This is a genomic window from Bacillus sp. FSL K6-4563 (genome assembly GCF_038630405.1).
GTDB lineage: Bacteria > Bacillota > Bacilli > Bacillales > Bacillaceae > Bacillus > Bacillus pumilus.
In genome coordinates, this window is record NZ_CP152030.1 from 673,520 (window position 1) to 697,393 (window position 23,874).

20 protein-coding genes and 1 pseudogene are annotated in these 23,874 nt (G+C 44.0%); 15 read left to right on the forward strand and 6 right to left on the reverse strand.

The features are described 5' to 3' along the window. The first annotated feature begins 19 nt into the window (after positions 1-19). Genes purM through purD form a run of 4 tightly spaced genes read left to right on the forward strand, consistent with a single transcriptional unit; the run spans position 20 to position 4,467 of the window. Positions 20-1,060 carry a phosphoribosylformylglycinamidine cyclo-ligase gene (purM, locus tag MHH54_RS03355; protein WP_034620207.1) on the forward strand — a complete coding sequence of 347 codons (1,041 nt, stop codon included), beginning with the start codon at positions 20-22 and terminating at the stop codon, positions 1,058-1,060. Further along, entirely contained in the window at positions 1,057-1,626 is a 570-nt protein-coding gene (gene purN / locus MHH54_RS03360; protein ID WP_342500683.1) for a phosphoribosylglycinamide formyltransferase, read from the forward strand. The genes purM and purN overlap by 4 nt, the downstream gene beginning before the upstream one ends. Positions 1,627-1,641: 15 nt before the next feature. After that, entirely contained in the window at positions 1,642-3,180 is a 1,539-nt protein-coding gene (purH, locus tag MHH54_RS03365; protein WP_278178094.1) for a bifunctional phosphoribosylaminoimidazolecarboxamide formyltransferase/IMP cyclohydrolase, read from the forward strand. Positions 3,181-3,192: 12 nt separating this feature from the next. Beyond that, complete coding sequence (purD, locus tag MHH54_RS03370; RefSeq protein WP_342500684.1) at positions 3,193-4,467, forward strand: phosphoribosylamine--glycine ligase; 1,275 nt, start codon at positions 3,193-3,195, stop codon at positions 4,465-4,467. Between the two features lie 97 nt (positions 4,468-4,564). Here purD and MHH54_RS03375 read toward each other — a convergent pair whose 3' ends face one another. Then, positions 4,565-5,659 carry a serine hydrolase gene (locus MHH54_RS03375; RefSeq protein ID WP_223251392.1) on the reverse strand — a complete coding sequence of 365 codons (1,095 nt, stop codon included), beginning with the start codon at positions 5,657-5,659 and terminating at the stop codon, positions 4,565-4,567. A gap of 523 nt (positions 5,660-6,182) precedes the next feature. On the opposite strand from MHH54_RS03375, the gene ablB reads away from it, so the two are divergent. Then, the gene (gene ablB, locus MHH54_RS03380; RefSeq protein WP_003214347.1) at positions 6,183-7,028 is read left to right on the forward strand and encodes a putative beta-lysine N-acetyltransferase; all 846 of its coding nucleotides are present in this window, start codon (positions 6,183-6,185) and stop codon (positions 7,026-7,028) included. Here the strand turns inward: ablB and MHH54_RS03385 are convergent. Next, positions 7,023-8,681, reverse strand: a complete 1,659-nt coding sequence (locus MHH54_RS03385) for a PucR family transcriptional regulator (protein ID WP_106030012.1) — start codon at positions 8,679-8,681, stop codon at positions 7,023-7,025. The two genes, ablB and MHH54_RS03385, sit on opposite strands and share 6 nt — an antisense overlap. Positions 8,682-8,871: 190 nt before the next feature. Between MHH54_RS03385 and MHH54_RS03390 the strand changes: the two genes are divergently transcribed. Genes MHH54_RS03390 through MHH54_RS03405 form a run of 4 tightly spaced genes read left to right on the forward strand, consistent with a single transcriptional unit; the run spans position 8,872 to position 12,856 of the window. Further along, positions 8,872-10,236, forward strand: coding sequence for an aspartate aminotransferase family protein (locus MHH54_RS03390; RefSeq protein WP_050945718.1), 1,365 nt, complete (start codon positions 8,872-8,874; stop codon positions 10,234-10,236). A gap of 12 nt (positions 10,237-10,248) precedes the next feature. Beyond that, positions 10,249-10,935, forward strand: coding sequence for a CoA transferase subunit A (locus MHH54_RS03395; RefSeq protein WP_034620204.1), 687 nt, complete (start codon positions 10,249-10,251; stop codon positions 10,933-10,935). Next, positions 10,911-11,576 (forward strand): 3-oxoacid CoA-transferase subunit B, encoded by a 666-nt coding sequence (locus tag MHH54_RS03400; protein ID WP_003213973.1) that lies wholly within the window; start codon positions 10,911-10,913, stop codon positions 11,574-11,576. Before MHH54_RS03395 ends, MHH54_RS03400 begins: the two co-directional genes overlap by 25 nt. 14 nt (positions 11,577-11,590) lie before the next feature. Next, the gene (locus MHH54_RS03405; protein WP_106032806.1) at positions 11,591-12,856 is read left to right on the forward strand and encodes a peptidase; all 1,266 of its coding nucleotides are present in this window, start codon (positions 11,591-11,593) and stop codon (positions 12,854-12,856) included. Between the two features lie 32 nt (positions 12,857-12,888). On the opposite strand, the gene MHH54_RS03410 is transcribed toward MHH54_RS03405, so the two are convergent. Then, positions 12,889-13,110 (reverse strand): DUF2892 domain-containing protein, encoded by a 222-nt coding sequence (locus MHH54_RS03410; RefSeq protein WP_034320223.1) that lies wholly within the window; start codon positions 13,108-13,110, stop codon positions 12,889-12,891. Between the two features lie 124 nt (positions 13,111-13,234). Here MHH54_RS03410 and MHH54_RS03415 point away from each other — a divergent pair, with 124 nt between their 5' ends. Together MHH54_RS03415 and MHH54_RS03420 are read left to right on the forward strand one after the other, a co-directional pair. Then, positions 13,235-14,977, forward strand: a complete 1,743-nt coding sequence (locus MHH54_RS03415) for an adenine deaminase C-terminal domain-containing protein (protein ID WP_003214450.1) — start codon at positions 13,235-13,237, stop codon at positions 14,975-14,977. Between the two features lie 549 nt (positions 14,978-15,526). Further along, complete coding sequence (locus MHH54_RS03420; protein ID WP_003214053.1) at positions 15,527-15,841, forward strand: YerC/YecD family TrpR-related protein; 315 nt, start codon at positions 15,527-15,529, stop codon at positions 15,839-15,841. Positions 15,842-16,022: 181 nt separating this feature from the next. On the opposite strand, the pseudogene MHH54_RS03425 reads toward MHH54_RS03420, so the two are convergent. Then, positions 16,023-16,109, reverse strand: a pseudogene (locus MHH54_RS03425) (DUF3916 domain-containing protein); the annotation flags it as partial. A gap of 101 nt (positions 16,110-16,210) precedes the next feature. Beyond that, a complete protein-coding gene (locus MHH54_RS03430) occupies positions 16,211-17,794 on the reverse strand; it encodes an FMN-binding glutamate synthase family protein (protein WP_342500685.1) in 1,584 nt (527 codons plus the stop codon). Positions 17,795-17,933: 139 nt separating this feature from the next. Between MHH54_RS03430 and MHH54_RS03435 the strand changes: the two genes are divergently transcribed. Beyond that, positions 17,934-18,164 carry a hypothetical protein gene (locus tag MHH54_RS03435; protein ID WP_003214314.1) on the forward strand — a complete coding sequence of 77 codons (231 nt, stop codon included), beginning with the start codon at positions 17,934-17,936 and terminating at the stop codon, positions 18,162-18,164. On the opposite strand, the gene MHH54_RS03440 is transcribed toward MHH54_RS03435, so the two are convergent. After that, positions 18,145-18,558, reverse strand: a complete 414-nt coding sequence (locus MHH54_RS03440; RefSeq protein WP_342500686.1) for a DUF2283 domain-containing protein — start codon at positions 18,556-18,558, stop codon at positions 18,145-18,147. The two genes, MHH54_RS03435 and MHH54_RS03440, sit on opposite strands and share 20 nt — an antisense overlap. A gap of 272 nt (positions 18,559-18,830) precedes the next feature. Here MHH54_RS03440 and MHH54_RS03445 point away from each other — a divergent pair, with 272 nt between their 5' ends. The 3 genes from MHH54_RS03445 to ligA are packed head-to-tail and all read left to right on the forward strand — an operon-like array spanning position 18,831 to position 23,854. Then, positions 18,831-19,523 carry a heptaprenylglyceryl phosphate synthase gene (locus tag MHH54_RS03445; protein WP_003214362.1) on the forward strand — a complete coding sequence of 231 codons (693 nt, stop codon included), beginning with the start codon at positions 18,831-18,833 and terminating at the stop codon, positions 19,521-19,523. 57 nt (positions 19,524-19,580) lie between these two features. Beyond that, on the forward strand, positions 19,581-21,803 hold the full coding sequence (gene pcrA / locus MHH54_RS03450) for a DNA helicase PcrA (RefSeq protein WP_342500687.1): 2,223 nt from the start codon (positions 19,581-19,583) through the stop codon (positions 21,801-21,803). A 44-nt stretch (positions 21,804-21,847) separates the two neighbouring features. Next, complete coding sequence (ligA, locus tag MHH54_RS03455; RefSeq protein ID WP_106032803.1) at positions 21,848-23,854, forward strand: NAD-dependent DNA ligase LigA; 2,007 nt, start codon at positions 21,848-21,850, stop codon at positions 23,852-23,854. The last annotated feature ends 20 nt before the right edge of the window (positions 23,855-23,874 follow it).

Below are 23,874 nucleotides of genomic sequence, written 5' to 3' on the forward strand. Positions count from 1 at the left end.
GCTAAAAGGAGTGAATGGGATGTCAGAAGCATATAAAAACGCCGGTGTCGACATCGAAGCAGGGTACGAAGCCGTCAAACGAATGAAAACACACGTAGAACGTACAAAACGAGCAGGTGTCATGGGCGCTCTAGGTGGATTTGGCGGTATGTTTGATCTATCTGAGCTGCCATACAAAAAGCCCGTTCTTGTTTCAGGAACAGATGGTGTCGGAACGAAATTAAAGCTTGCCTTTTTAATGGATAAACACGATACGATCGGCGTCGATGCCGTGGCCATGTGTGTCAACGATGTGCTTGCACAAGGGGCAGAACCGCTCTTTTTCTTAGATTACTTAGCCGTTGGAAAAGCAGATCCGGTAAAAATTGAATCCATTGTCAAAGGTGTGGCTGACGGATGTGAGCAGTCTGGTTCAGCACTTGTCGGCGGTGAGACAGCCGAAATGCCAGGTCTTTACACAGAAGAAGAATATGATATTGCTGGTTTTTCAGTAGGTGTAGTTGAAAAGGATGAAATCGTAACGGGAGAGGGCATCAAGGAAGGGCATTTGCTTATTGGACTCAGCTCAAGCGGAATTCATAGCAATGGATACTCTCTCGTTCGTAAAGTCTTGCTGGAAGACGCTGGTCTTGACCTGCATCAAACGTATGAACCTTTTACAAGACCGCTCGGAGAAGAGCTTCTTGAACCGACAAAAATTTATGTGAAGCCCGTACTCAAACAAGTGAAAGCCGGCAAGGTTGACGGCATGGCACATGTGACAGGCGGCGGTTTTATTGAGAATTTACCACGTATGCTGCCTGAAGGTCTTGGTGTTGAGGTAGATAACGGCTCATGGCCAGTTCCCCCTATTTTCTCCTTTATTCAAGAAAAGGGTCAGTTGAAGGCAGAAGAGATGTTCAACGTGTTTAATATGGGCATTGGCTTTGTCCTAGCTGTCAAAGAGGACGATCTTGTGGATGTGATTAGCGGACTTGAACAGGATGGAGAGAAAGCATTTCTCATCGGACGTGTTCAAAAAGGAGAAGGTGTCACATTCGGCGGTGGAAGCCTCTCATGAAGAAGTTTGCGATCTTCGCCTCTGGAAGCGGGACGAACTTTCAAGCCATTATAGATACGTTAAAAGAAGAAAAGTGGCAGGCAGAGGCCGCCATTGTGATTTGTGATAAACCGAGTGCAAAGGTGCTGGAGCGTGCTGAGAAAGAGGGCATTCCCTCCTTTGCTTTTACCCCGAAGGCTTTTCCGAATAAAGCCGCTTTTGAACAAACAATCATCGAACAACTGAGGCTTCATGAAGTAGAATGGGTTTTCCTTGCGGGGTATATGAGACTAATCGGCCCGACATTACTTGAAGCATACAAAGGGAAAATCGTGAATATCCACCCATCCTTGCTGCCAGCTTTCCCTGGTCTTGATGCCATCGGACAGGCGTATCAAGCAGGCGTCAAAGTGGCAGGCATCACCGTCCATTTTGTTGATGAAGGGATGGATACAGGTCCGATTATTGACCAAGCCGCGATCTATATTGAACAAGGCGAAGAGCTTGAATCAATTGAAAAAAGAATGCATGAACTAGAACACACACTATATCCAAAAGTGATCAAATCACTTTTAGAATTATCTTAATGAGGTGACGAAGGCATGACGATCAAACGCGCATTAATCAGTGTTTCTGATAAAACGAATCTTGTACCTTTTGTGAAAGAATTAACAGAACTTGGTGTTGAAGTCATTTCAACTGGAGGTACTCATAAGCTTCTTCAAGAGAATGGCATTGATGTCATTGGGATTTCTGAAGTCACTGGATTCCCTGAAATCATGGACGGACGACTCAAAACGCTTCACCCGAACATTCATGGTGGATTATTGGCTGTGAGAGAAAACGATGAGCATATGGCACAGATTGAAAAGCATGGCATTCAGCCGATTGATCTTGTTGTCGTGAATCTCTATCCATTCAAAGAGACGATCTCAAAAGACGATGTAACGTATGAAGAAGCAATTGAAAACATTGATATTGGCGGACCGGGAATGCTTCGTGCGGCATCGAAAAACCACCAAGACGTCACAGTGATTGTCGATCCTCGTGATTATGATACAGTCGTTCAGCAAATCAAAGAAGGCGGCGTGTCACTTGAGAAAAAACGTGAGCTTGCGGCGAAGGTATTCCGTCATACAGCTGCTTACGATGCCCTCATTGCAGATTATTTAACGAACTTTGTTGGCGAAACAGAGCCAGAGCAGTTCACCGTCACGTTTGAGAAAAAACAATCCCTTCGCTATGGAGAAAACCCGCACCAAGCGGCGACTTTCTATGAAAATGCTCTTCCAAGCAAAGGCTCTTTAGCTACTGCAACGCAATTACACGGAAAAGAGCTTTCCTACAACAACATCAAAGATGCAGATGCAGCTCTTCAAATCGTGCGTGAATTTACGGAGCCAGCGGCTGTGGCTGTAAAACATATGAACCCATGCGGCGTTGGTACTGGAGAAACGATTGCAGAAGCCTTTGACCGTGCATTCAAAGCAGATGAAACGTCTATTTTTGGCGGCATTGTGGCGCTTAACCGTGAAGTAGATAAACAAACGGCTGACGTGCTTCATACGATTTTCTTAGAAATTGTCATCGCCCCATCGTTCAGCCAAGAAGCACTTGACGTGTTAACAGCGAAAAAGAACCTTCGTCTCTTAACACTAGATGTTGAAGCTGATCTCGAAAAGAAAGAAAAGCAGCTAACTAGTGTACATGGTGGACTACTCGTTCAGGATATCGATACCTACGGCTTAGACGAAGCAACGATCTCCATTCCGACGAAAAGAGAACCAACAGAAGACGAATGGAAAGACATAAAGCTTGCATGGAAAGTGGTCAAGCATGTGAAATCAAATGCCATTGTCCTTGCGAAGGATCAAATGACAGCAGGTATCGGTGCTGGTCAAATGAACCGTGTCGGCTCAGCAAACATTGCGATTGAGCAAGCAGGTGAAAAAGCGAAAGGAAGTGCACTAGGCTCTGATGCGTTCTTCCCGATGGGCGATACAGTGGAAGCTGCTGCAAAGGCAGGCGTCACAGCGATCATCCAGCCAGGTGGTTCCATTCGTGATGAAGAATCAATTCAAAAAGCAGATGAATACGGCATCGCCATGGTCTTCACTGGCGTTAGACATTTCAAACATTAAGGGGATGACAGTGTGAACGTATTAATTATCGGCAGAGGCGGAAGAGAGCATACCATCGCATGGAAAGTGAACCAAAGTGAACTTGTCAGCCAAGTATTTGTCGCACCCGGCAATGATGGAATGACAGATGCTGCGAAGCTTGTACCGATCGACGAAGGTGATCATGAGGCGTTAATTCGTTTTGCAAAAGACAATAAAATCGGCTTAACGATTGTCGGTCCAGAGGTTCCTTTAATTGCAGGTGTCGTCGATGCATTTGAAGAGGCAGGTCTAAAGGTATTTGGACCAAATGCAAAAGCCGCAGTCATTGAAGGCTCAAAGGAATTTGCAAAAGACTTAATGAAAAACTACGATATCCCTACCGCCGCTTATGCCACTTTTACATCGTTTGAAGAAGCGAAGGCATATGTGGAAGAAAAGGGTGCGCCGATTGTCATTAAAGCAGATGGTCTCGCAGCAGGAAAAGGCGTGACCGTTGCGATGACACTTGAAGAGGCGATCGACTGTCTGCACGACTTTTTAGAGGATGAAAAGTTTGGCGATTCAAGTGCTTCTGTCGTCATCGAGGAATTTTTAACAGGCGAGGAATTTTCACTGATGGCCTTTGTTAATGGAGAAAAGGTGTACCCAATGGTGATCGCACAGGATCATAAACGGGCATTTGAAGATGACAAAGGACCGAATACCGGCGGAATGGGCGCTTATTCACCAGTTCCGCAAATTTCAGATGAAGTTGTCCAAAAAGCGGTGGAAGATGTCGTCAAACCGGCTGCTCGTGCCATGGTGCAGGAGGAGCGTCCGTTTACAGGCATTTTATATGCAGGCTTAATGCTAACACCAGAAGGCTCAAAGGTCATTGAATTCAATGCACGCTTTGGCGATCCCGAAACGCAGGTTGTTCTCCCTCGTCTTGAATCAGATCTAGTCCAAGTATTCCTCGATATTCTAGATGGAAAAGATGTGGACTTACAGTGGAAAGACACTGCGGCTGTCAGTGTGGTTCTTGCTTCAGAAGGATACCCGGAGGACTACGCAAAAGGCACACCGATCGGTGCTTTGCAAACAACTGTTTCTGATGTCGTGACCTTCCACGCAGGAACAAAAAAAGAAAACGATCAATTCGTCACAAATGGCGGCCGTGTAGCAAATGTGACGGCATTTGACGACACATTTGAAGCGGCAAGATCAAGAGTGTATGAAGCGGTTGAAGAAATCATTCAACCAGGTCTATTTTATCGCCGTGACATTGGTGCCCGTGCGCTGAAGGCTGCGGGGAAAGCTTTGTAAGCGAGCATTTTGCCATAAGTGTATAGAAAAAAACACCTTTAGTTTGTGTGTAGAGAAGTCATCTACTGCAACTCGAAGGTGTTTTTTCACTTTGTTTTTAAGGGTGTTCTTGCTTTTTGTGAGCTTTTTGCAGTTTATCGATTAATTGGAGCATGAACCTTATTCCTTTCGAACCGTATCCAAAATGATTAAAGGTTCCTATGAGATAGGCCTCTGTTGCAGGGTGATAAAACATAAATGAGCCGGTTGAACCTGCATTCCCCCAAGAATTTAATTTGGCTGGCATGAAGATTGGCACCGTTTTTATATTCATCACGCCATATCCATAATCGATTCCTAAAGTGAATTTCCCTGGATCACTTTTCATTTGGTCCATGGTCTCTTTCTTTAACAGTTGATGGTGGACAAGTGCTTTTAGGAATTTGAACAAATCACTTGTAGTAGAGACGATGCCGCCACCAGCAAATACAAAGCTCATGCTTGGATAATGCGTAATATCTGTATGACGAACAGACAATTTCGCTATGTCAAATGGATTTTTTTCTAATGGTTCCATCCGAATGTAATGTGAATGAACCATGCCTAATGGGTCAAAAATATGGCGTTTGAGCTGCTCATGATAGGGCATGTTCGTGATGTGTTCAAGGATGAGTCCTAAGAGATGGTATCCTGTATCGGAATAATGGAAGCCTTTTTCGGGAGGAAAATGAGAGTTCATATGTTCCTTCGCCCAATTGAGTACTTCGATTGGCGTCCATTTTTTTTCAGGATTTTCTAGTATCTGTTCAATCATAGACTTGCCATGTAACGGCTTATCCTCTAAGAAGTCATGTAAACCAGAGGTGTGATTTAATAAATGCTTGATTTTTATTTCGTTCGTATAATCTTTGTCTTTATATATGTGCAGATTTTCTAACACATCTGCTTGTATGTATCGCGAGATGGGATCATCGTATGAACATCGGTCCTGTTCAACTAACTGTCCGAAGAGAACAGCGGTAAACAATTTGCTCACACTTGCGATATAATAAGGCTGTTCGGGATGTATTGCATCATTGCCAGTAGCTAGACGGATGTCAGCATCAAGCTTTTCTGAATGAACAAGTAAATACGCATTATGAATGTTTGAATCTTTTTCTACTTTCTTCTTGAATAATTGTTCAATCTCTCTTTGGACATTTATCGAACCCATTCGACCATCTCCTTCTATTTTCAGCCTTTTTGTATCAAAGTGCAGCAGTACTCATATCTTTACCCATATGATGTAACGGTAGGAGCAGGTTGGGTACACCTGTCAACGAATGCCCTTGTTGAAGCGTTTACATATCGCTAGCGACTGTTGCCTACAAGATCCATATGTAAAAAGGATCACAACGGTGTGCTGTCTGAGAGCGCTACATATGATATTTCTTCTTCATTATAAAACAAAAGAAGTGATCACACTCTTTCAACAAAGTAAATAAAGGGATACAATGAGATAAAAGGAAATGAATGGTGGTTAAAACATGGTTATTAAAACATATATCATTGGTGTATTAGTCATACTTATTTTATTTCTCATAGCAATAAATAACATCATGTTGATTGCCATTAGGCAGAATAAATTGAAAAAAGGCTTAGCCATTAGTTATATGATCATTTCGATCTTTTCTGGCATTGCTATTTCTTTATTTTTAATTTGGAAGTTTTTCATTAGCTAAGAGAGGAATGAGTGTATGGTGCAATTGAAGAAACTTGCAAACGAGCGTTTTTCTGCCTTGATCTGTATTGATTCATTTAATGAGCGAATTCGTTTGGACGACTATAGTGGCAGGGTGCGGGATGTCATTCAGTCCGTTCTTCAGGAAGCGGCGGCCTGTAAGGCTTCTAAGGTCATTGTGAAAGTAAGACGTGAGCATGTGCCGCTTTTTTTAGAGAAAGGCTTTCGGCTTGAAGGCGTGTTTTCTCATTATTTTCTTGGAAGTGATGCGTACGGCATGTCTCTATTTCTCACTGAGGGGCGGATGAACAGTCCATATTGGCTGAAGGAAGATGAAATAGTTGCGTCTATACAAGAAAAGCCGATTAAAAAAGACCAAGGCACGTGGCAGGATGAGTATGTGATGAGGAAAGCCGATCTGAAGGATGTGCACAAGCTGGCAAAGCTCTATGATACGGTCTTTGAAACGTATCCTACGCCAATGAACGAGCCAGATTATATTCAAAAGGTAATGGAGGAAGGGACGGTCTTTTATGCTGTTGAACACAACGGACACATTGTGAGTGCAGCATCCGCTGAAATCAATGCGCCGTATGGTCATGCGGAATTAACAGATTGTGCGACCCTTCCTTCATATAGAAAACTAGGATTCATGCATCATTTAATTCTAGCACTTGAAAAAGAACTCCAGTCGATGCATATCTATGTCTTTTATTCACTTGCCCGTGCACTGTCCTATGGAATGAATCAAGTGTTTTATCAGCTTGGTTATACATATACCGGGCGCTTCCAAAACAACTGCTATATTTTTGACAAAATTGAAGATATGAATTTATGGGTCAAAACGCCAAATGAATCATGAAATGGTTCTCATCTGATCAAGCAAACCAGAAAGGCGGTACGCCATGATACTGAGCTGCAGCTTCATCCGATCATCTGTTGATTTGAGGCTGCAGCCTGTTCTCGTTTCAATTTGTTTCAGCCGGTAGCTTAAGGTATGTCTGTGAATAAACAATTCTCCCGCAGATTTTTGAATATTTTCATTGTGTGCCAAATACACTTCGAGTGTATGGATCAGGTCAGCCCCTTGTTTTTTCGTATAAAGCAAAGGGCTTAACAGCTCCACGTAAAAATCATGCAAATTCATACCCGCTTCATTCATTTCAAGAAGCATCCCATATAAGCCGAGCTTTTGATAATGAATGATGCTTTCGTCTGTTTTTAAAAGCGGAAGAAGCCTTGCTGCATACTGCGCTTCCTTTGCGCTTTTTGCAAAGAGACTGATCTGGTCATAGGCTCTCCCAATGCCAATGACAATCGGATGGACGGGGAAAAAATACGACCAAGTGCTCCGGCACTCCTCTGCTGCGCGATACCACTCCGCTTCTTGAAACACTTTTTTTCCGGCTGGTGTTAGGACAAAAATGGAATCGAGCCTTGTCTTTAGTAAAAAAGGAATATGTCTGCGTTCAAAGATCGAGGTGAGTAATTGCGATAGACGCTGCATCATTTGGTGATCGAGCTGTGTGTGCTGATGCTGGAATTGAAAGTAGATCACCACCTGCTCCTCGCTCATATCATATTGCAACTTTGTTGCTTGTTCGACCACGTAGCTTTCTTCTGTATATTGCTGCTGCAAAATATCATCTAACAAATGTCCCTGCATTTGGTTTTCTGTATCTTGAATGGCTTTTTGCTTCAGCCATTCAATCGCATACACGGCCCCGGCATGCTCGATTGCAATCGCGTCGAGATGATGCCACGTATCCTTTTTCTTTAAAGACACAATGAACCCGAAAATATCACCCATCGCAATCACCGGACATGCGGCGAGGACAAATGCTCCGCACGTGTCATAAACGAGCCGCCCTTTTTCTTCTGCCTGCTTGAGAAGGGGCGTGGTTTCAATTGGTTCATGATCTGTCAGAAAGCCAAAAGCAGGAGAGTACGTCACTTCATCTTTTATGAGATGAGCCGCTGTTTGATGTAAAAAGACATCAAGAACGACAATGTTTGCTGCAGTGAGATGTGCCAGTTCCTCTGTAATTTGCGTCACATTTTTATTCCTTACATTTAATTGGGTCAGTCTTTGATGAATCGCGGATGAATATTTAAGCTGATGAAGCTGGCTGCTCACGATTTGTTCTAAGACGGCTTTTGTAATGTCCGAGAAATTGATGTGCGGGGGAATCTCGATGAGCGGAATGCCGCTATTTTTCGCCGCTTGAATGAGTGATGCTGGAATGTCGCTTAAGTATACACCTTTATAAATAGCGATGGCTGATAGCCTTTTAGATTGAATCAATTCTTCAAGCCGGTCGCGTCTTTCTTGATTGTCTGCGAGTCCAAATCCGGTTGTGACGAGCAATTCTCCTTCGGAAAGCCTCGACGTGTCTTCGATGATTTCCACGATGGTCACCCATTGAATGAGTCGGTCCAGTCCATTTTCTCCAGCGAGCAGCTTTGTTCCCTTCATGATATCGAGCGAAAGTGCATCTTTGACGAGAATCGCCATAGACTCATGACCTCCTTTTGAACACTCTTATACACGATGTATAAAAAATGCGTCTGAAATTCGGGCATGTGGCGAATGGAGGATGACTGCCCTCTTGATTAAGCTAATCTTATAACAAGTATACAAAATTTTCTTGCGATTCATGAAAAAGAAAGAGGCAGCTGCTGACGAGAGAGGGAGGAATGGCAAAGTGGAGACCCGGGATTACTTAATCAAACCGATGTTGAATCAGCATTATCCTGTGGCTGTGAAAGGAGAGGGAATTTATTTATATGATCGGGACGGAAAAAAATATATAGACGGCTCATCGGGGGCTGTCACGGCAAGTATTGGACATGGCATACGTGAAATCGTTGATGCCATGACCGAGCAAGCGGAAAAAGTGAGCTTTACGTACAGATCACAATTCACAAATGAACCAGCAGAAGAACTTGCCTATGAATTGAGTACGCTTTGTCCAGGTAACCTGAACTGGTCTTTTTTTGTCGGAAGCGGATCAGAGGCAACAGAAACGGCTATGAAAATTGCTATTCAGCATTGGCAGGAGCAGGGAAAGGCGGAGAAGAATCACATTATCTCTCGATGGATGAGTTATCACGGCATCACCCTCGGTGCGCTGTCGATGTCCGGACATATTGCAAGGAGAGAGCGCTTTGAACCATTGCTCGAAAAGAACCCAGTGCTGTCTCCGCCATATAGCTATCGTTCATGGCTGCCGAAGGAAGAGGGCAAGCAGGTTGAATGGTATGTCCAGGAATTTAAAACCGTCATTCAGCGTATAGGAAAAGAGAGGATTGCCGCTTTTATTGCAGAGCCGATTATCGGAGCATCGGGAGCGGCTCTAGTACCGCCAGACGGATATTTTGAAGCAATGAAGCGTGTCTGTGAGGAAAACGATATTTTAATGATTGCAGACGAAGTCATGACAGGCTTTGGACGAACTGGGAAAATGTTTGCGATGGAGCATTGGGGCGTCGTACCAGATATTATGGTTCTCGGCAAAGGGATGAGTGCTGGCTATTCACCGATTGCGGCAGCCGTCTCAGCGGATCATGTCATCGCACCAATTCTGAGCGGTTCCGGCTCTGTGATGGCAGGTCACACCTATAGCGGCAACCCGCTTTCAGCAGCCGTCTCACTGGCTGTCATTCGATATATGAAAAAACATCAGCTTCCTGAACGAGCGGATCTGTCTGGCCGCTATTTAATGAATGCTTTAAAGGATGTGCAAACAAACCATTTCATCATAGGAGATGTGAGAGGAAAGGGACTGCTCATCGGCATTGAGTTTGTCGCAGACCGTTTATCGAAAACACCATTTCCTGCCCATGCTCAAATGACGCATTTAGTCGTTGAGACAGCGAAGCAAAATGGCTTGCTCGTTTACCCAGCAAGCGCTGGAGAGGATGGAGTGGGAGGTGCAGCGGTCATGATCGCTCCGCCGCTTTCTATCACGCAGCAGGAGATGGATGAACTCATTCAATTATTTGAGCAGACCATCACGCAGGTTGAACAAGAAGTCATCAACCGAGGGTTTTTCCCATCTGCGATGTAGGGAGGAAAGATGATGAACAAAACAGTGAATGTAGATGAAGTGATCACGCATTTTAGGGACGGCATGACCATCATGTTTGGCGGGTTTGGCGGCGTAGGGTCGCCGCCATCATTGATCGACGCCATCCTAGAAGCCAATATCAAAGATCTGACATTGATCGGAAACGATGCAGGCTTCCCGCAAATAGGTGTTGGCCGGCTGATCACAGAAGGAAGAGTCAAGAAGATCATTGCTTCTCATATTGGCTCAAATCCAATAGCCGGACAGAAAATGCAATCAGGTACACTAGATGTTCATTTTTACCCGCAGGGCATTCTAGCAGAAAAAATACGAGCTGGCGGGATGGGCTTGGCAGGCATTGTAACAGATGTCGGCATGGATAGCCTCAATCTTGATGAGAAGCAGCTCGTGCCGCTAAACGGAAAGACATATATCCTTGAGCCTGCGCTGACAGCGGATATTGCCATTGTGAATGCCTTCAAAGCAGATGAAGCAGGAAATCTGATATTTGATAAAAGTGCACGGAATACAAACCCGATTGTGGCGATGGCAGGAGACTGGACCATTGCGGAAGTGGAAGAGATCGTGCCTGTAGGCAGTCTTCATCCAGAGGAAATCGTGACACCAGGCGTATTTGTGAACCAGATCGTGCAATCAAAAGGAGTGAACTGGACATGGGCATGGGAGACATCGATTTAAGACACCGCATAGCCAAACGGGCGGCGCAGGAAATTGAAGATGGCATGATCGTCAATCTTGGGATCGGCATCCCAACCCTTGCGGCTGATTACATTCCAGCGCATTACAACGTATGGCTTCATGCAGAAAACGGCATTATGGGGGCAGGCGCCTCACCAGCACAAGGAGAAGAAGATCCGAATTTGTGCAATGCCGGTGGTTTTCCTATTACGTTAACAAAAGGCGGCTCATACATGGACAGCACGACCGCTTTTGGCATCATTCGAAAAGGCATGCTGGATATGACCATTTTAGGTGCACTTGAAGTAAGCAGTCAGGGTGATCTTGCGAATTGGATTGTGCCAGGCAAACGAGTACCCGGGATGGGCGGAGCGATTGAGCTTGCGCAAAAGGCGAAAAAGGTTGTGGTGGTGATGAGCCACCTCGATAAACATGGTGAGTCAAAGGTGAAATCTGCTTGCACACTGCCCTTAACTGCTAAGTCTTGTGTGGATCTAATTATTACGGATATGGCAGTCATTGAGGTCAAATCACAGTTGCTCATTTTACGTGAAGTCATGCCGCCGTATCAGCCGGAAGATGTCATAAGGGCGACAGAGGCACCTTTAATTTTAGCGCCTGATGTCAAATCTGTTGTGTAGAAAGGATGAATGACTTGCAGCCAATCACACGTATCAGAAGCTGGATGAGAGAGCACCAAGATGAAGCGATTGCGCTTCTTCAGCAAATGGTGCAATGTGAGAGCACCCAAGGGAATGAACAAGGTGTGCAGCAAATCGTAGCAAATAAGCTGTCTGCCATTGGTTTTGATGTAGATGTATGGGACATTGGCGGAGAAGACTTGCTAGAACACCCGTATTTCTATTCCCCGAGACGTTCCTTTAAAGGAAGTCCCAATGTCGCCGGACGATTGAAGGGAAAAGGGGGCGGCAAATCCATTTTATTAAATGGGCACGTCGATGTTGTGCCAGCAGGAGATACGAAACAATGGACATATCCGCCCTACAGCGGGCATATCATAAACGGGAGACTTTATGGACGCGGGGCAACAGATATGAAAGGCGGAAACGTTTCTTTACTCTTTGCACTAGAGGCACTGCATGCACTACAGATTCCGCTGAAAGGAGATGTCGTGTTTCATAGTGTCGTCGAAGAAGAGAGCGGCGGTGCAGGCACCCTTGCAGCCATACTGAGAGGGTATACAGCAGATGCGGCCATCATTCCAGAACCAAGTCATATGAAAATCTTTCCGATTCAGCAGGGATCTAAGTGGTTCAGACTGCATATTAAAGGAAGGGCAGCTCATGGCGGAACAAGATATCACGGCGTTTCCGCTATTGAAAAAAGTATGAGCGTTCTTTCACATATAGCAGCACTTGAAGAAGAACGAAATCAGCGCATCACCGAGCCGTTATTTCAGCATATCCCGATTCCAATCCCCATCAACATAGGGAAAATTCAAGGCGGTGATTGGCCGTCCTCTGTAGCAGATCTGGTCACAATGGAGGGAAGACTTGGTGTGATGCCAGTTGAGACGGTTGAGCAGGCAGAGAAGGAACTAGAAAATTGGATGATGGGACTTGGGGAAAAGGATGAATGGTTCAAAGAGCATCCTGTTGAGGTCGAATGGTTTGGTGCAAGATGGCTTCCAGGCTCAATTGATACGGACCATCTACTTTTAGGTCTATTGAAGGAACAATATGAAGCGGTCAAGAAGGAGCCGCCAAAGATCGAAGCCGCTCCTTGGGGAACAGACGGCGGATTACTGTCACAGGCGGCAGGTATCCCGATCATCGTATTCGGACCTGGAACAACGGAGCTTGCCCATTTCCCGAATGAATCCATCGACATTGAGCATGTGATTGAAGCAGCGGAAATTATCGCAGGTACGATGGTGGAATGGTGTGAAGCAGCGGAGTGATATGAAAACGATCACAAAAAAAGAAGGCTGTCTCACTCAGCCTTCTCTTTATGTGTGTCTTGCTGCTCACACATATACGTCACTGGACAAAAACGAAGAATGCCAGATGCCAGTTTCATTCCGCCGAACATGATGCTGAAAAGCAGCATTTTACTCCATGGTTTTCTAGCATATAAAGAACCAGCTACAGTACATATTGTCATTCCACAGGCAATTCGAATGAGCGCTTCCATTAAGCCGAGATTAGGTTTCATTGAAGGTAAATCTCCTTTTTTAAATATTTTAAGTGTGATTTCAAGAAATTGTAACGTTTCATTAATGCGTAACGTGGTTCGTTATGTTACGATAGGGCTAATACAAATGAAGGAGAGTATGTGAATGTCCGAACGTACTTTTAATTGGAGAAACAATGACATCCGCACACAAATCGATGTAGTCGACTCAAAAATAGTTCCAACACTCCTTTTAACGAATGGACTCGTGCTAAACCCGTTTTTAAAACAATGGGTGAAGGCAAATATTTGGATACATGATGATCGAATTGTTTATGTCGGAGCAGAGCTTCCTCAAAATAAATCAGCTAAACGTGTGATTGATTGTGAAGGGAAATACATTGTGCCTGGGTATATAGAGCCTCACGCGCACCCGTTCCATATTTATAATCCCCAATCACTTGCAGAATATGTGTCTCAATTTGGCACAACAACGATGGTTAGTGATAACTTATTTCTTCTTTTGCAGAGCAATGAAAAGAAAGCGCTTTCCACTCTGTGTGAATTAAAACAGCAGCCATTTCAGTATTTCTGGTGGTCTAGATATGATCTTCAAACTGAAGTCAGATATGAAGATGAAATGCTTCCTATCAACTACCGGAAGGAATGGATTGATCATCCTGATGTCCTTCAAGGCGGCGAATTAACAAGCTGGCCAAGATTGATGGACGGTGATGATCTCATTTTATATTGCATGCAAGAAACGAAGAAGCAGCGGAAACGAATTGAAGGGCATTTCCCCGGAGCATCTGAGAAAACGCTAACAAAAATGAAGCTGTTTGGCGCGGACAGCGATCATGAAGCGATGAATGCAGACGATGTGCTAAAGCGCTTGTCCCTTGGCTACCATGTCTCCCTTCGTCATTCTTCCATCCGCCCAGATTTAGTGAACATTTTAAGAGAGCTGCACGAGCGTGATTTTAGACACTATGATCACTTCTTCTATACAACAGATGGAGCAGCGCCTCATTTTTATGAGGAGGGTATGATTAATCGTTTGATTTCAATTGCCCTTGAAGAAGGCGTGCCTATCATCGATGCATACAATATGGCGACCTTTAACATTGCGAAATACTATCAAATTGATGACCTATTAGGTGTTGTCGGTCCAGGACGTCTGGCTTCATTGAATGTGTTAGATGATCCAATGAATCCAAATCCGGAAACGGTGATATCTAAAGGGGTTATCCTCAAATTAGATGGAGAGAACCAGCATCAATTTCAAGAAACTAAATGGGAAAATGGCGGGCTTGTTCCATTAGATTTAGGCTATGATCTGACGACGAGTGATTTGCAATTTTCCATGCCGCTAGGTGTCAAAATGAGAAATGCTGTCATCATGGAGCCTTATACAGTGGAGATTGATAACTCTGTGAACCAGCTGTCATGTGATCATGATCAAAGTTTCTTTAGCCTGATTGACCGAAAAGGCGAGTGGCGTGTGAATACGATGCTCAAAGGCTTTGCAAACAAAGTGCAAGGTTTTGTCAGCTCATTTTCGCTCACGGGTGACATTTTAGTGATCGGGAAAAATAAAGAAGATATGATGCTGGCACATAAGCGAATGAAAGAAATCGGCGGGGGGATCGTCCTCACAGAGAACGGGAAAATTTTGCACGAAATCCCGCTGCAATTATCAGGCTGTGCCTCTGCTGAACCGTTTGAGACAGTTCTTCAGCAAATACAAACCTTGCGTGAGCTGCTCATTGAGCGAGGCTATCCATTTGATTGCCCAATTGATACACTTGTCTTTTTCCAAAGTACCCATTTGCCGTATATTCGAGTGACACCAAGAGGAATATTTGATGTCATGAAAAAAACTGTACTCTTTCCGTCTATAATGCGTTAAAATATAACAGAGTGGAGCTGTATCATCTTTGCCACATTTCTGACAACTGTTATAGGGCAGACGTGAGCAATGGATCTCTTCACTGCCATGTAAGTGAAAATACTTATGTGGAGTTGTTGAAGCAGAGGGCTTTGACATGACGAGTGAAATGGCCTGATTGAAAAATGAATCTGTCGGTTACGCTGGCCGACCAACATATTTTGAATAATTGAGCGAGGCGGGGCGCATGTTTGTGGTCTCGCCGAGCTTTCCGCACAACCTGTATTTTTAGGGCAGACCTAATCAAGCAGAAGTGTTCTTGATATCGGAAGCAAACAAGTTTGTCAGATTGTCGAACAAGGAAAATGACAGAACTTGTCGATTTTGTATACGATAAAGAAGCTTCGGCTTACGAAAGAACTGACGGCATTTCCAGCGTATAACCAAACCTGTCATGATTCGTTCAAAGCTCATTGCTGAGGTTGAAAAAAAATAGTCAGGAAAGATACCGCTTTCTCCGCAGAATGTCGTGCGAAGCGGTGCCAATAGTAAAGGAGAAGATGTATAAAGATGCAAATTGATAAATTAAGGGGCAAAAGCTTAGATCAGTTATTCAACTCCATCTTATCCCTTAAAGACCTGGAAGAATGCTATCGATTCTTTGATGATTTGTGTACCATCAATGAAATCCAATCTTTATCACAGCGTCTTGAAGTAGCACGTATGCTTCGCGAGGGGAACACGTATCATAAAATTGAGACGGAAACAGGTGCGAGCACTGCAACCATCTCACGTGTCAAACGCTGCTTGAACTACGGAAATGATGCCTACACAATGGCACTTGACCGCGTAGCAGAACAGCAGGCAAATGACGAAACAAAATAAAGCAGACTTCACTGTAAACAATCCTTTTCAACAAGAATGGAGTTGTTTACAGTTTTTTTATGGAGAGCGCTGAAAAGGCAAGCAAGGACTGGCTGAATGAGGCGGGTCCTGTTTTTATTATAGCTCGCCTATAAACTATCTTTCGCCTTCGTAAGAGATGCCAATAACCTTGTTCAATATCTGCCGGGAACTCTTGTGTATTTTCCTCAATTCTTGTCACCATCTCATTCGTCTTCCGTTTCATCCCGCGAACCTTTTTCTCACGCATCCTCCATCTCTCCACTTCCTGGTCATTTGTCTAAGTTCTTTATACGTGATTGAGCCAAAATGTCAATTGAAAAAAAGGTGCAAAAACGCACCTTTCTCAAACTAGACGGATGGCTGTGTCCCTGTAAAAATAGGCACTTCACTTGTCTGACCATTTTCTTGTCTATAGACAATATGTTTCTCATTAAAATGAATGGGAGATTCAATACCAGCGGCTGCGGATAAGTTAAACAAGCCTTCTCTTAGAGAAAGGATATAATTGCAGACTCGGTATTTCTTTTCTTCAATTGATAAACCTTTTTGCAGTTTTGGATCAGTTGTGGCGACCCCGACTGGGCATTTATTCGTGTGGCACACTTGGGCGCGAATGCATCCGACTGAAAACATGAGTCCCCGTGCGATATTGACAAAGTCAGCACCCATGGAAAGGGCAATTGCAATTTTATCTGGTGAGAGAAGTTTGCCAGAGGCAAAGAGTTTGACCTGATCTCTGACACCGTATTCCTTCAATATTTGATGAACCATTGGGAGTGCCGTGAAAATCGGCAGCCCTGCGGAATCTGCCAATTCATGAAAAGATGCGCCAGTGCCGCCTTCTCCGCCATCCACTGTTATGAAATCAGGATGCTTTCCGCTTTTTTTCATGTACGCTGCAAGTTCTTCAATGTTTTCTTTATGTCCGACCACAAGCTTGATGCCGACAGGCTTTCCGCCTATACTTCGCAGCTGTTCAATGAAATCAAACATATCCGGAATGGAGTGGAACATCTCAAATCGGTTTGGGCTGTCAATAGATTGATGGGGCGGCAATTTACGGATGTTCGCAATTTCTTCGGTGACCTTTTCGCCGTCAATATGACCGCCGCGTGTTTTAGCTCCTTGTGCTAGCTTCAGCTCAAAGGCTTTGACTTCCTCATGCTCGCTTTTTTTCTTAAATTCTTCAAAGGAAAAAGCGCCATCTTCTGTTCTCACGCCGAATAGACCGGGCCCAATCTGGCATATGATATCGGCTCCGCCTTTGAGGTGATAGGGAGAAAGCCCGCCTTCACCTGTGTTCATCCACGTACCGCCAGCCATTTTTAATCCCGAGGATAGTGCTGTAATGGCCCTGTCGCCTAAAGAGCCGTAGCTCATGGCAGACTGCCCAATCAGGCCTTTTACACGGAATGGCTTTTGACATGTGTGCTCGCCAATCACTTGTATATCGTCTTGATGGAGATAGTAAGGTTTTGCTTCGACCTCTTTGGTATGTTCACTTCTTCGTAGTAAATTGTCTTGATCAATCTGATACACTTTTGTTTGGATTTTTTCAGATTGATCGATGCGTAACTCATCTCGCTGCTTTGGAAATAGGACGTTGCGAATGTAGTAACCAGGCTTGTCAAAATCACGTTTTGATCCAAAGCCCATCGTCCGGCTTTTGTACTTCCCAGACATGACAGCTTGCTCGTATTCTCTTCTTGAGAAAGGAAGCTCCTCACGATCATTCAGAAACAGATATTGACGAAGCTCAGGTCCTATTTTTTCAAAAATAAACCGCAGCTTTCCAATGACCGGATAATTTCGCAGGACAGAATGCTCTTCCTGTTTTTCATCTCTCATCCAAATCCAGATGAATAAAATGATTGGTATGATGAAACAAATCACTAATAGTGCGCCAACAATGACAATGAAAGTTGTTGTCACGAAGATCCCCTCTTTTCTCTATCATTGTTGTTGTTATTCCACTTTTCATTGAAAGAGAAACCACTTCAACATATTGTGACGTTTAGAAATGAAAAGCCGGGGTAACTTACAAATAAGATCATAAGGGGAGGGAACTTACATGAATAAGCGTCCGAATGCGTATGTACTTGCAGGATTAGGGGTTGGTGGTGCTGTGTTATTAGCAGTGAAAAATAAACAGCATCTCAAAAAATGGGCAAGCATGTTCCGCTCAGATGAAAAGATTCCTGAAAAAGCTGGACATCCTGATCCATTAGATATTCAAGACAACAAGATGGTCGATGAAGGGGCCATGACATCCGTCCATTATTTCAATGAAGTGAGACAATAGCTTGGAAAAACCGTTTTGACCATTCAAAACGGTTTTTTCTTGTCTTTCTTTTGACGTTATATCGATGAGGATCGACAATCGTAAAACCGATTAGCCCTTTGTGATCAGGCGTCGAGAAATGAAATTCAATGCCTGATAAATAATAGGTTGAGAGAACGTCCTGATCTGTAAAACGTAAAGAAAGCTCGTCCTCATACACGGGTGCATGCTTCAAAACTTCGGCTTCTTCTGCAAATAACTCCAGACCAGCTACTCGTCCCTCTTTGTCGATATCTGCGTTCATACATTCATTCACATCTAATTCAATGGTTTCTTTGATTGTCCCGATTCCCACAGGCAGGAGATAGATGTATCCGATGTCGATCGTTTGATCATATGTGATGGTTCTTTTCATGTGGGTCACCTGCTTTATGTATGGTTTTTTGATCAATAGTAAAATGTCCCTTTATTGTATAATAACATGTGGTGATACAAAGCTCTTCTATCAGTGAACGGTCAAAGATCATCCCTCTCAGCTCCTAGATGGTTTCAGCATTCTAACCTAAAGTCACGAACACCATTTTCAAAAGAATGAAACTTTTAGCTGAAGGAGGTTACCCATTTTTTGCGGTCACTGATTTTGTTATAATATTTAAATGGAATGAAACGAATGGAGGAACGTTTTTCATGTATGATGTTACCGAGTGGAAGCATGTCTTTAAACTCGATCCAAATAAAGAAATATCCGATGAACAGCTAGAGGCAATTTGCGAATCTGGTACGGATGCTATATTGATTGGAGGCAGTGACAATGTGACAGAGGACAACGTGCTTCAATTGATGTCAAAGGTCCGCCGGTTTCTTGTGCCATGTGTACTCGAAATCTCAACACATGAAATGATTGTGCCGGGCTTCGATCTGTATTTCATCCCGACCGTCTTAAACAGTTCTCATCCTGATTGGATTGTTGGGCTTCACAAGGATGCGATGAAGGAATTCGGTGATTTGATGTCGATGGAAGAGATCGTGCCTGAAGGCTATGTTATTTTAAATGAAGAGTGTAAAGCGGCCAAGCTCACAGAGGCAAATACAGCACTGGACATCGATGACGTAAGAGCATATGCAAGAGTGGCAGAGCATTTGATGAAGCTGCCCATTTTTTATCTAGAATACAGCGGAACGCTTGGAGATATAGAGCTTGTGAAAGAAACGAAAGCAGTGCTTTCTGATACGGTTCTTTTTTATGGTGGGGGCATTGAAAACGCAAAGCAGGCGGAAGGTTTTGCGCAGCATGCGGACGTGGTTGTTGTAGGAAACGTCATTTATGACAATTTCAAAGAAGCATTAAAGACAGTGAGCGCAGTCAAAAAGTCATTATAGTCAAACAAGACGAAACGAGTTAAAATAGAACATAAGTTCGAATTGGCGGTGAATGGAATGAATGAAATATCGAATCATCTATTAGAAGGGCTAAATGACGCGCAAAAAGAAGCGGTCAAAGCAACAGACGGTCCGCTACTCTTGATGGCAGGAGCAGGAAGCGGGAAAACGCGGGTGCTCACACACCGAATTGCCTACTTAATGGCAGAAAAGCATGTGGCTCCGTGGAACATTTTAGCGATTACGTTTACAAATAAAGCAGCACGTGAAATGCGTGAGCGTGTCCAAGCCATTTTAGGGCCTGGTGCGGATGACATTTGGATCTCTACGTTCCACAGCATGTGTGTGCGTATTTTACGACGCGATATTGACCGTATTGGTGTAAATCGCAACTTCTCTATATTAGACACATCTGATCAGCTTTCAGTCATTAAAAACATTTTAAAAGAACGAAATATCGATCCTAAAAAGTTCGATCCTCGCAGCATTTTAGGATCAATCAGCAGTGCAAAAAATGAACTCATTGACGCAGAGGAATACGCCAAAATAGCCAGTGATTTCTATGATCAAGTGGTTAGCGACGTCTACACAGATTACCAAAAGCGATTACTTAAGAACCAATCACTCGATTTTGATGATCTTATTATGATGACGATTCGTCTGTTTGAGCGCATCCCTGAAGTATTAGAACACTATCAGCGAAAATTTCAATACATTCATGTCGATGAGTATCAAGATACGAACAGAGCGCAGTACATGCTTGTGAAACTGCTTGCTCAGCGTTTTCAAAATATATGTGTGGTCGGTGACTCGGATCAGTCCATCTACCGCTGGCGCGGAGCGGATATTACAAACATTCTCTCCTTTGAAAAAGATTATCCATCCAGTGAAGTGATTCTGCTTGAGCAAAATTACAGATCGACGAAACGTATACTGAATGCCGCAAACACGGTGATTCAAAACAATTCAAACCGTAAGCCGAAAAACCTTTGGACAGAAAATGATGAAGGGGCGAAGATTGCCTATTACCGTGCAGATAATGAATTCGGCGAGGGACAATTTGTTGCTGGAAAGATTCATCAGCTTCATCAGAGCGGTAAGCGTAAATTATCCGATTTTGCGATTCTTTATCGGACCAATGCCCAGTCTCGTGTCATAGAGGAAACATTATTGAAGTCAAACATTCAATACAACATTGTCGGCGGCACGAAGTTCTATGACAGAAAAGAGATCAAGGACATTTTGGCGTACTTACGCCTAGTAGCTAACCCAGATGACGACATTAGCTTTGCACGAATTGTGAACGTACCAAAGCGCGGAATCGGTGCGACATCTGTTGATAAAATCGCAGCATACGCGGAGATGAATGACCTGTCTATGTTTGAAGCGCTTGGTCAGGTAGATTTCATTGGACTCAGTGCAAGGGCAGCCAATGCGCTTGATGAGTTCAAACAGCTCATCGATCAATTGACAAATATGCAGGATTATTTATCTGTCACAGAACTAACAGAAGAAATTTTAGAGAAAACAGGCTACCGAGAGGCACTAAAGGTTGAAAAAACGATTGAGGCACAAAGCCGTCTAGAAAATATTGATGAGTTTCTCTCTGTGACTAAGAACTTTGAAGAACAAAATGAAGACAAGTCCCTTGTGACCTTCCTGACAGATCTCGCTCTTGTCGCAGACATTGATAAGCTGGATGAGAATGAGGAAGAAGATCAAGATGCGGTCATTTTAATGACGCTTCACGCCGCAAAAGGTCTAGAGTTCCCGGTTGTCTTCTTAATGGGCATGGAGGAAGGTGTCTTCCCGCACAGCCGCTCATTAATGGAAGATGCAGAGATGGAAGAAGAGCGCCGCCTTGCTTATGTAGGCATCACACGGGCGGAAGAAGAGCTTTATTTATCTAGTGCCAAGATGAGAACACTCTTCGGCCGGACAAACATGAACCTTGAATCAAGATTCATTCGAGAAATACCAGCCGATTTATTGGACAACCTAAATGAGAAAAAAGAAACGAAAACACCATTTGGCCAAACTAGAGAAAGACCACAAAGACGGGGACCTGTCTCACGTCCGCAAACTCAAACCATTCAAAACACAGGCGGCGGAAGTATTGGCTGGGCTGTGGGCGATAAAGCGGCTCATAAAAAATGGGGCGTTGGAACGGTTGTGAGCGTAAAAGGTAGTGGAGACAGCACAGAGCTTGATATTGCCTTCCCAAGCCCTACAGGCATTAAGCGTCTTCTCGCAGCATTTGCGCCAATTGAGAAGCAATAAACCGATAGGACATATAAAACGGATGAATTGAAAGGAAGAAGCAGATGGATAAAGAAGCAGCGAAACGCCGGATCGAGGAACTGCACCAGATTTTGAACCAATACAACTACGAATATCATACACTGGATCGTCCAAGTGTTCCTGACGCTGAATATGATGCGCGGATGCGTGAGCTGATCTCTTTAGAGGAAGAGCACCCTGATTTAAAAGCAGCGGATTCTCCCTCACAAAGAGTCGGAGGCGCTGTGTTAGACGCCTTCCAAAAAGTGCGCCACGGCACCCCGATGCTCAGCCTCGGGAATGCGTTTAATGAACAGGACCTTCTTGATTTTGACCGCAGGGTTCGTCAAGCAGTCGGTGACGATATTGCATACAATGTCGAGCTGAAAATTGACGGACTCGCTGTTTCTCTCCGTTATGAAAATGGCCTGTTTGTCCGAGGTGCCACACGTGGAGATGGGACAACGGGTGAGGATATTACAGAAAACCTCAAAACCATTCGATCCATCCCGCTCAAAATCAAACGTCCTTTGTCAATTGAAGTGAGAGGCGAGGCATTTATGCCAAAACCTTCTTTTGAAGCATTAAACGAAAAAAGATTACAAAACGAAGAAGAGCCGTTTGCGAACCCGCGTAATGCGGCGGCAGGCTCGCTTCGTCAGCTTGATACGAAAATTGCGGCGAAACGAAACCTTGATATCTTCGTCTACAGTATAGCGGAGCTTGATGAAATTGGTGTTGAATCGCAAAGCGAAGGACTTGATCTTCTCGACGAACTTGGCTTTAAAACGAACAAAGAAAGACGGATGTGCCAAACGATTGAGGAAGTGATCGAGCTCATTGAAACACTAAAAACGAAGCGTGCTGACTTTTCATATGAAATCGATGGAATTGTGATCAAAGTCGATTCGTTAGCTCAGCAAGAAGAGCTCGGCTTTACAGCAAAAAGTCCCCGCTGGGCTGTTGCGTACAAGTTTCCAGCTGAAGAGGTCGTGACAAAGCTGCTTGATATTGAACTAAGTGTCGGGCGTACAGGTGTCATCACACCAACGGCGATCCTTGAGCCTGTCAAAGTAGCAGGAACGACAGTGCAGCGAGCTTCCCTTCATAATGAAGATTTGATCAAAGAAAAGGATATTCGCCTTTTTGATCAAGTGATTGTGAAAAAAGCAGGCGATATTATTCCGGAAGTCGCAGGTGTACTGATCGATCAGCGTACAGGAGAAGAAAAGCCGTTTCACATGCCGACTGAATGCCCAGAGTGTCATAGTGAGCTGGTGAGAATTGAAGGCGAAGTGGCTTTGCGTTGCATCAATCCAGAATGCCCTGCCCAAATACGTGAGGGACTCATTCACTTTGTTTCCCGCAATGCAATGAACATTGATGGGCTTGGCGAGCGGGTCATTACACAGCTTTTCCAAGAACAGCTTGTCTCTCGTGTGTCTGATCTTTACCGATTAACGAAAGAAGAGCTCATTCAGCTTGAGCGAATGGGCGAAAAATCTGTCGACAATTTACTGCGTTCGATTGAGCAATCGAAAGAAAACTCTCTAGAGCGTTTACTATTTGGACTCGGTATACGATTTATTGGCTCTAAAGCGGCAAAGACCTTGGCGATGCATTTCGGTGATATCGATCAATTAAAGCAAGCGACGAAAGATCAATTACTCGAAGTCGATGAAATCGGTGAAAAAATGGCTGATGCTGTCGTCACATACTTTGAGAAAGAAGAAATACTCAATCTGCTAAATGAACTAAAAGAGCTTGGGGTTAATATGACCTACACAGGACCAAAACCGGTGAAGGTTGAAGAAAGTGATTCCTATTTTGCAGGCAAAACCATTGTGCTGACAGGGAAATTAGAAGAAATGGCTCGAAACGATGCAAAAACAGCGATCGAAGCACTAGGCGGTAAACTGGCAGGTAGTGTGAGTAAGAAAACAGATTTAGTCATAGCCGGAGAAGCAGCGGGAAGTAAGCTGACAAAGGCAGAAGAACTCAATATTGAAATTTGGGACGAAGCTAAAATGCTCGAGGAGCTAAAGAAATAAGAGGAGTGTTTTCTATTGAA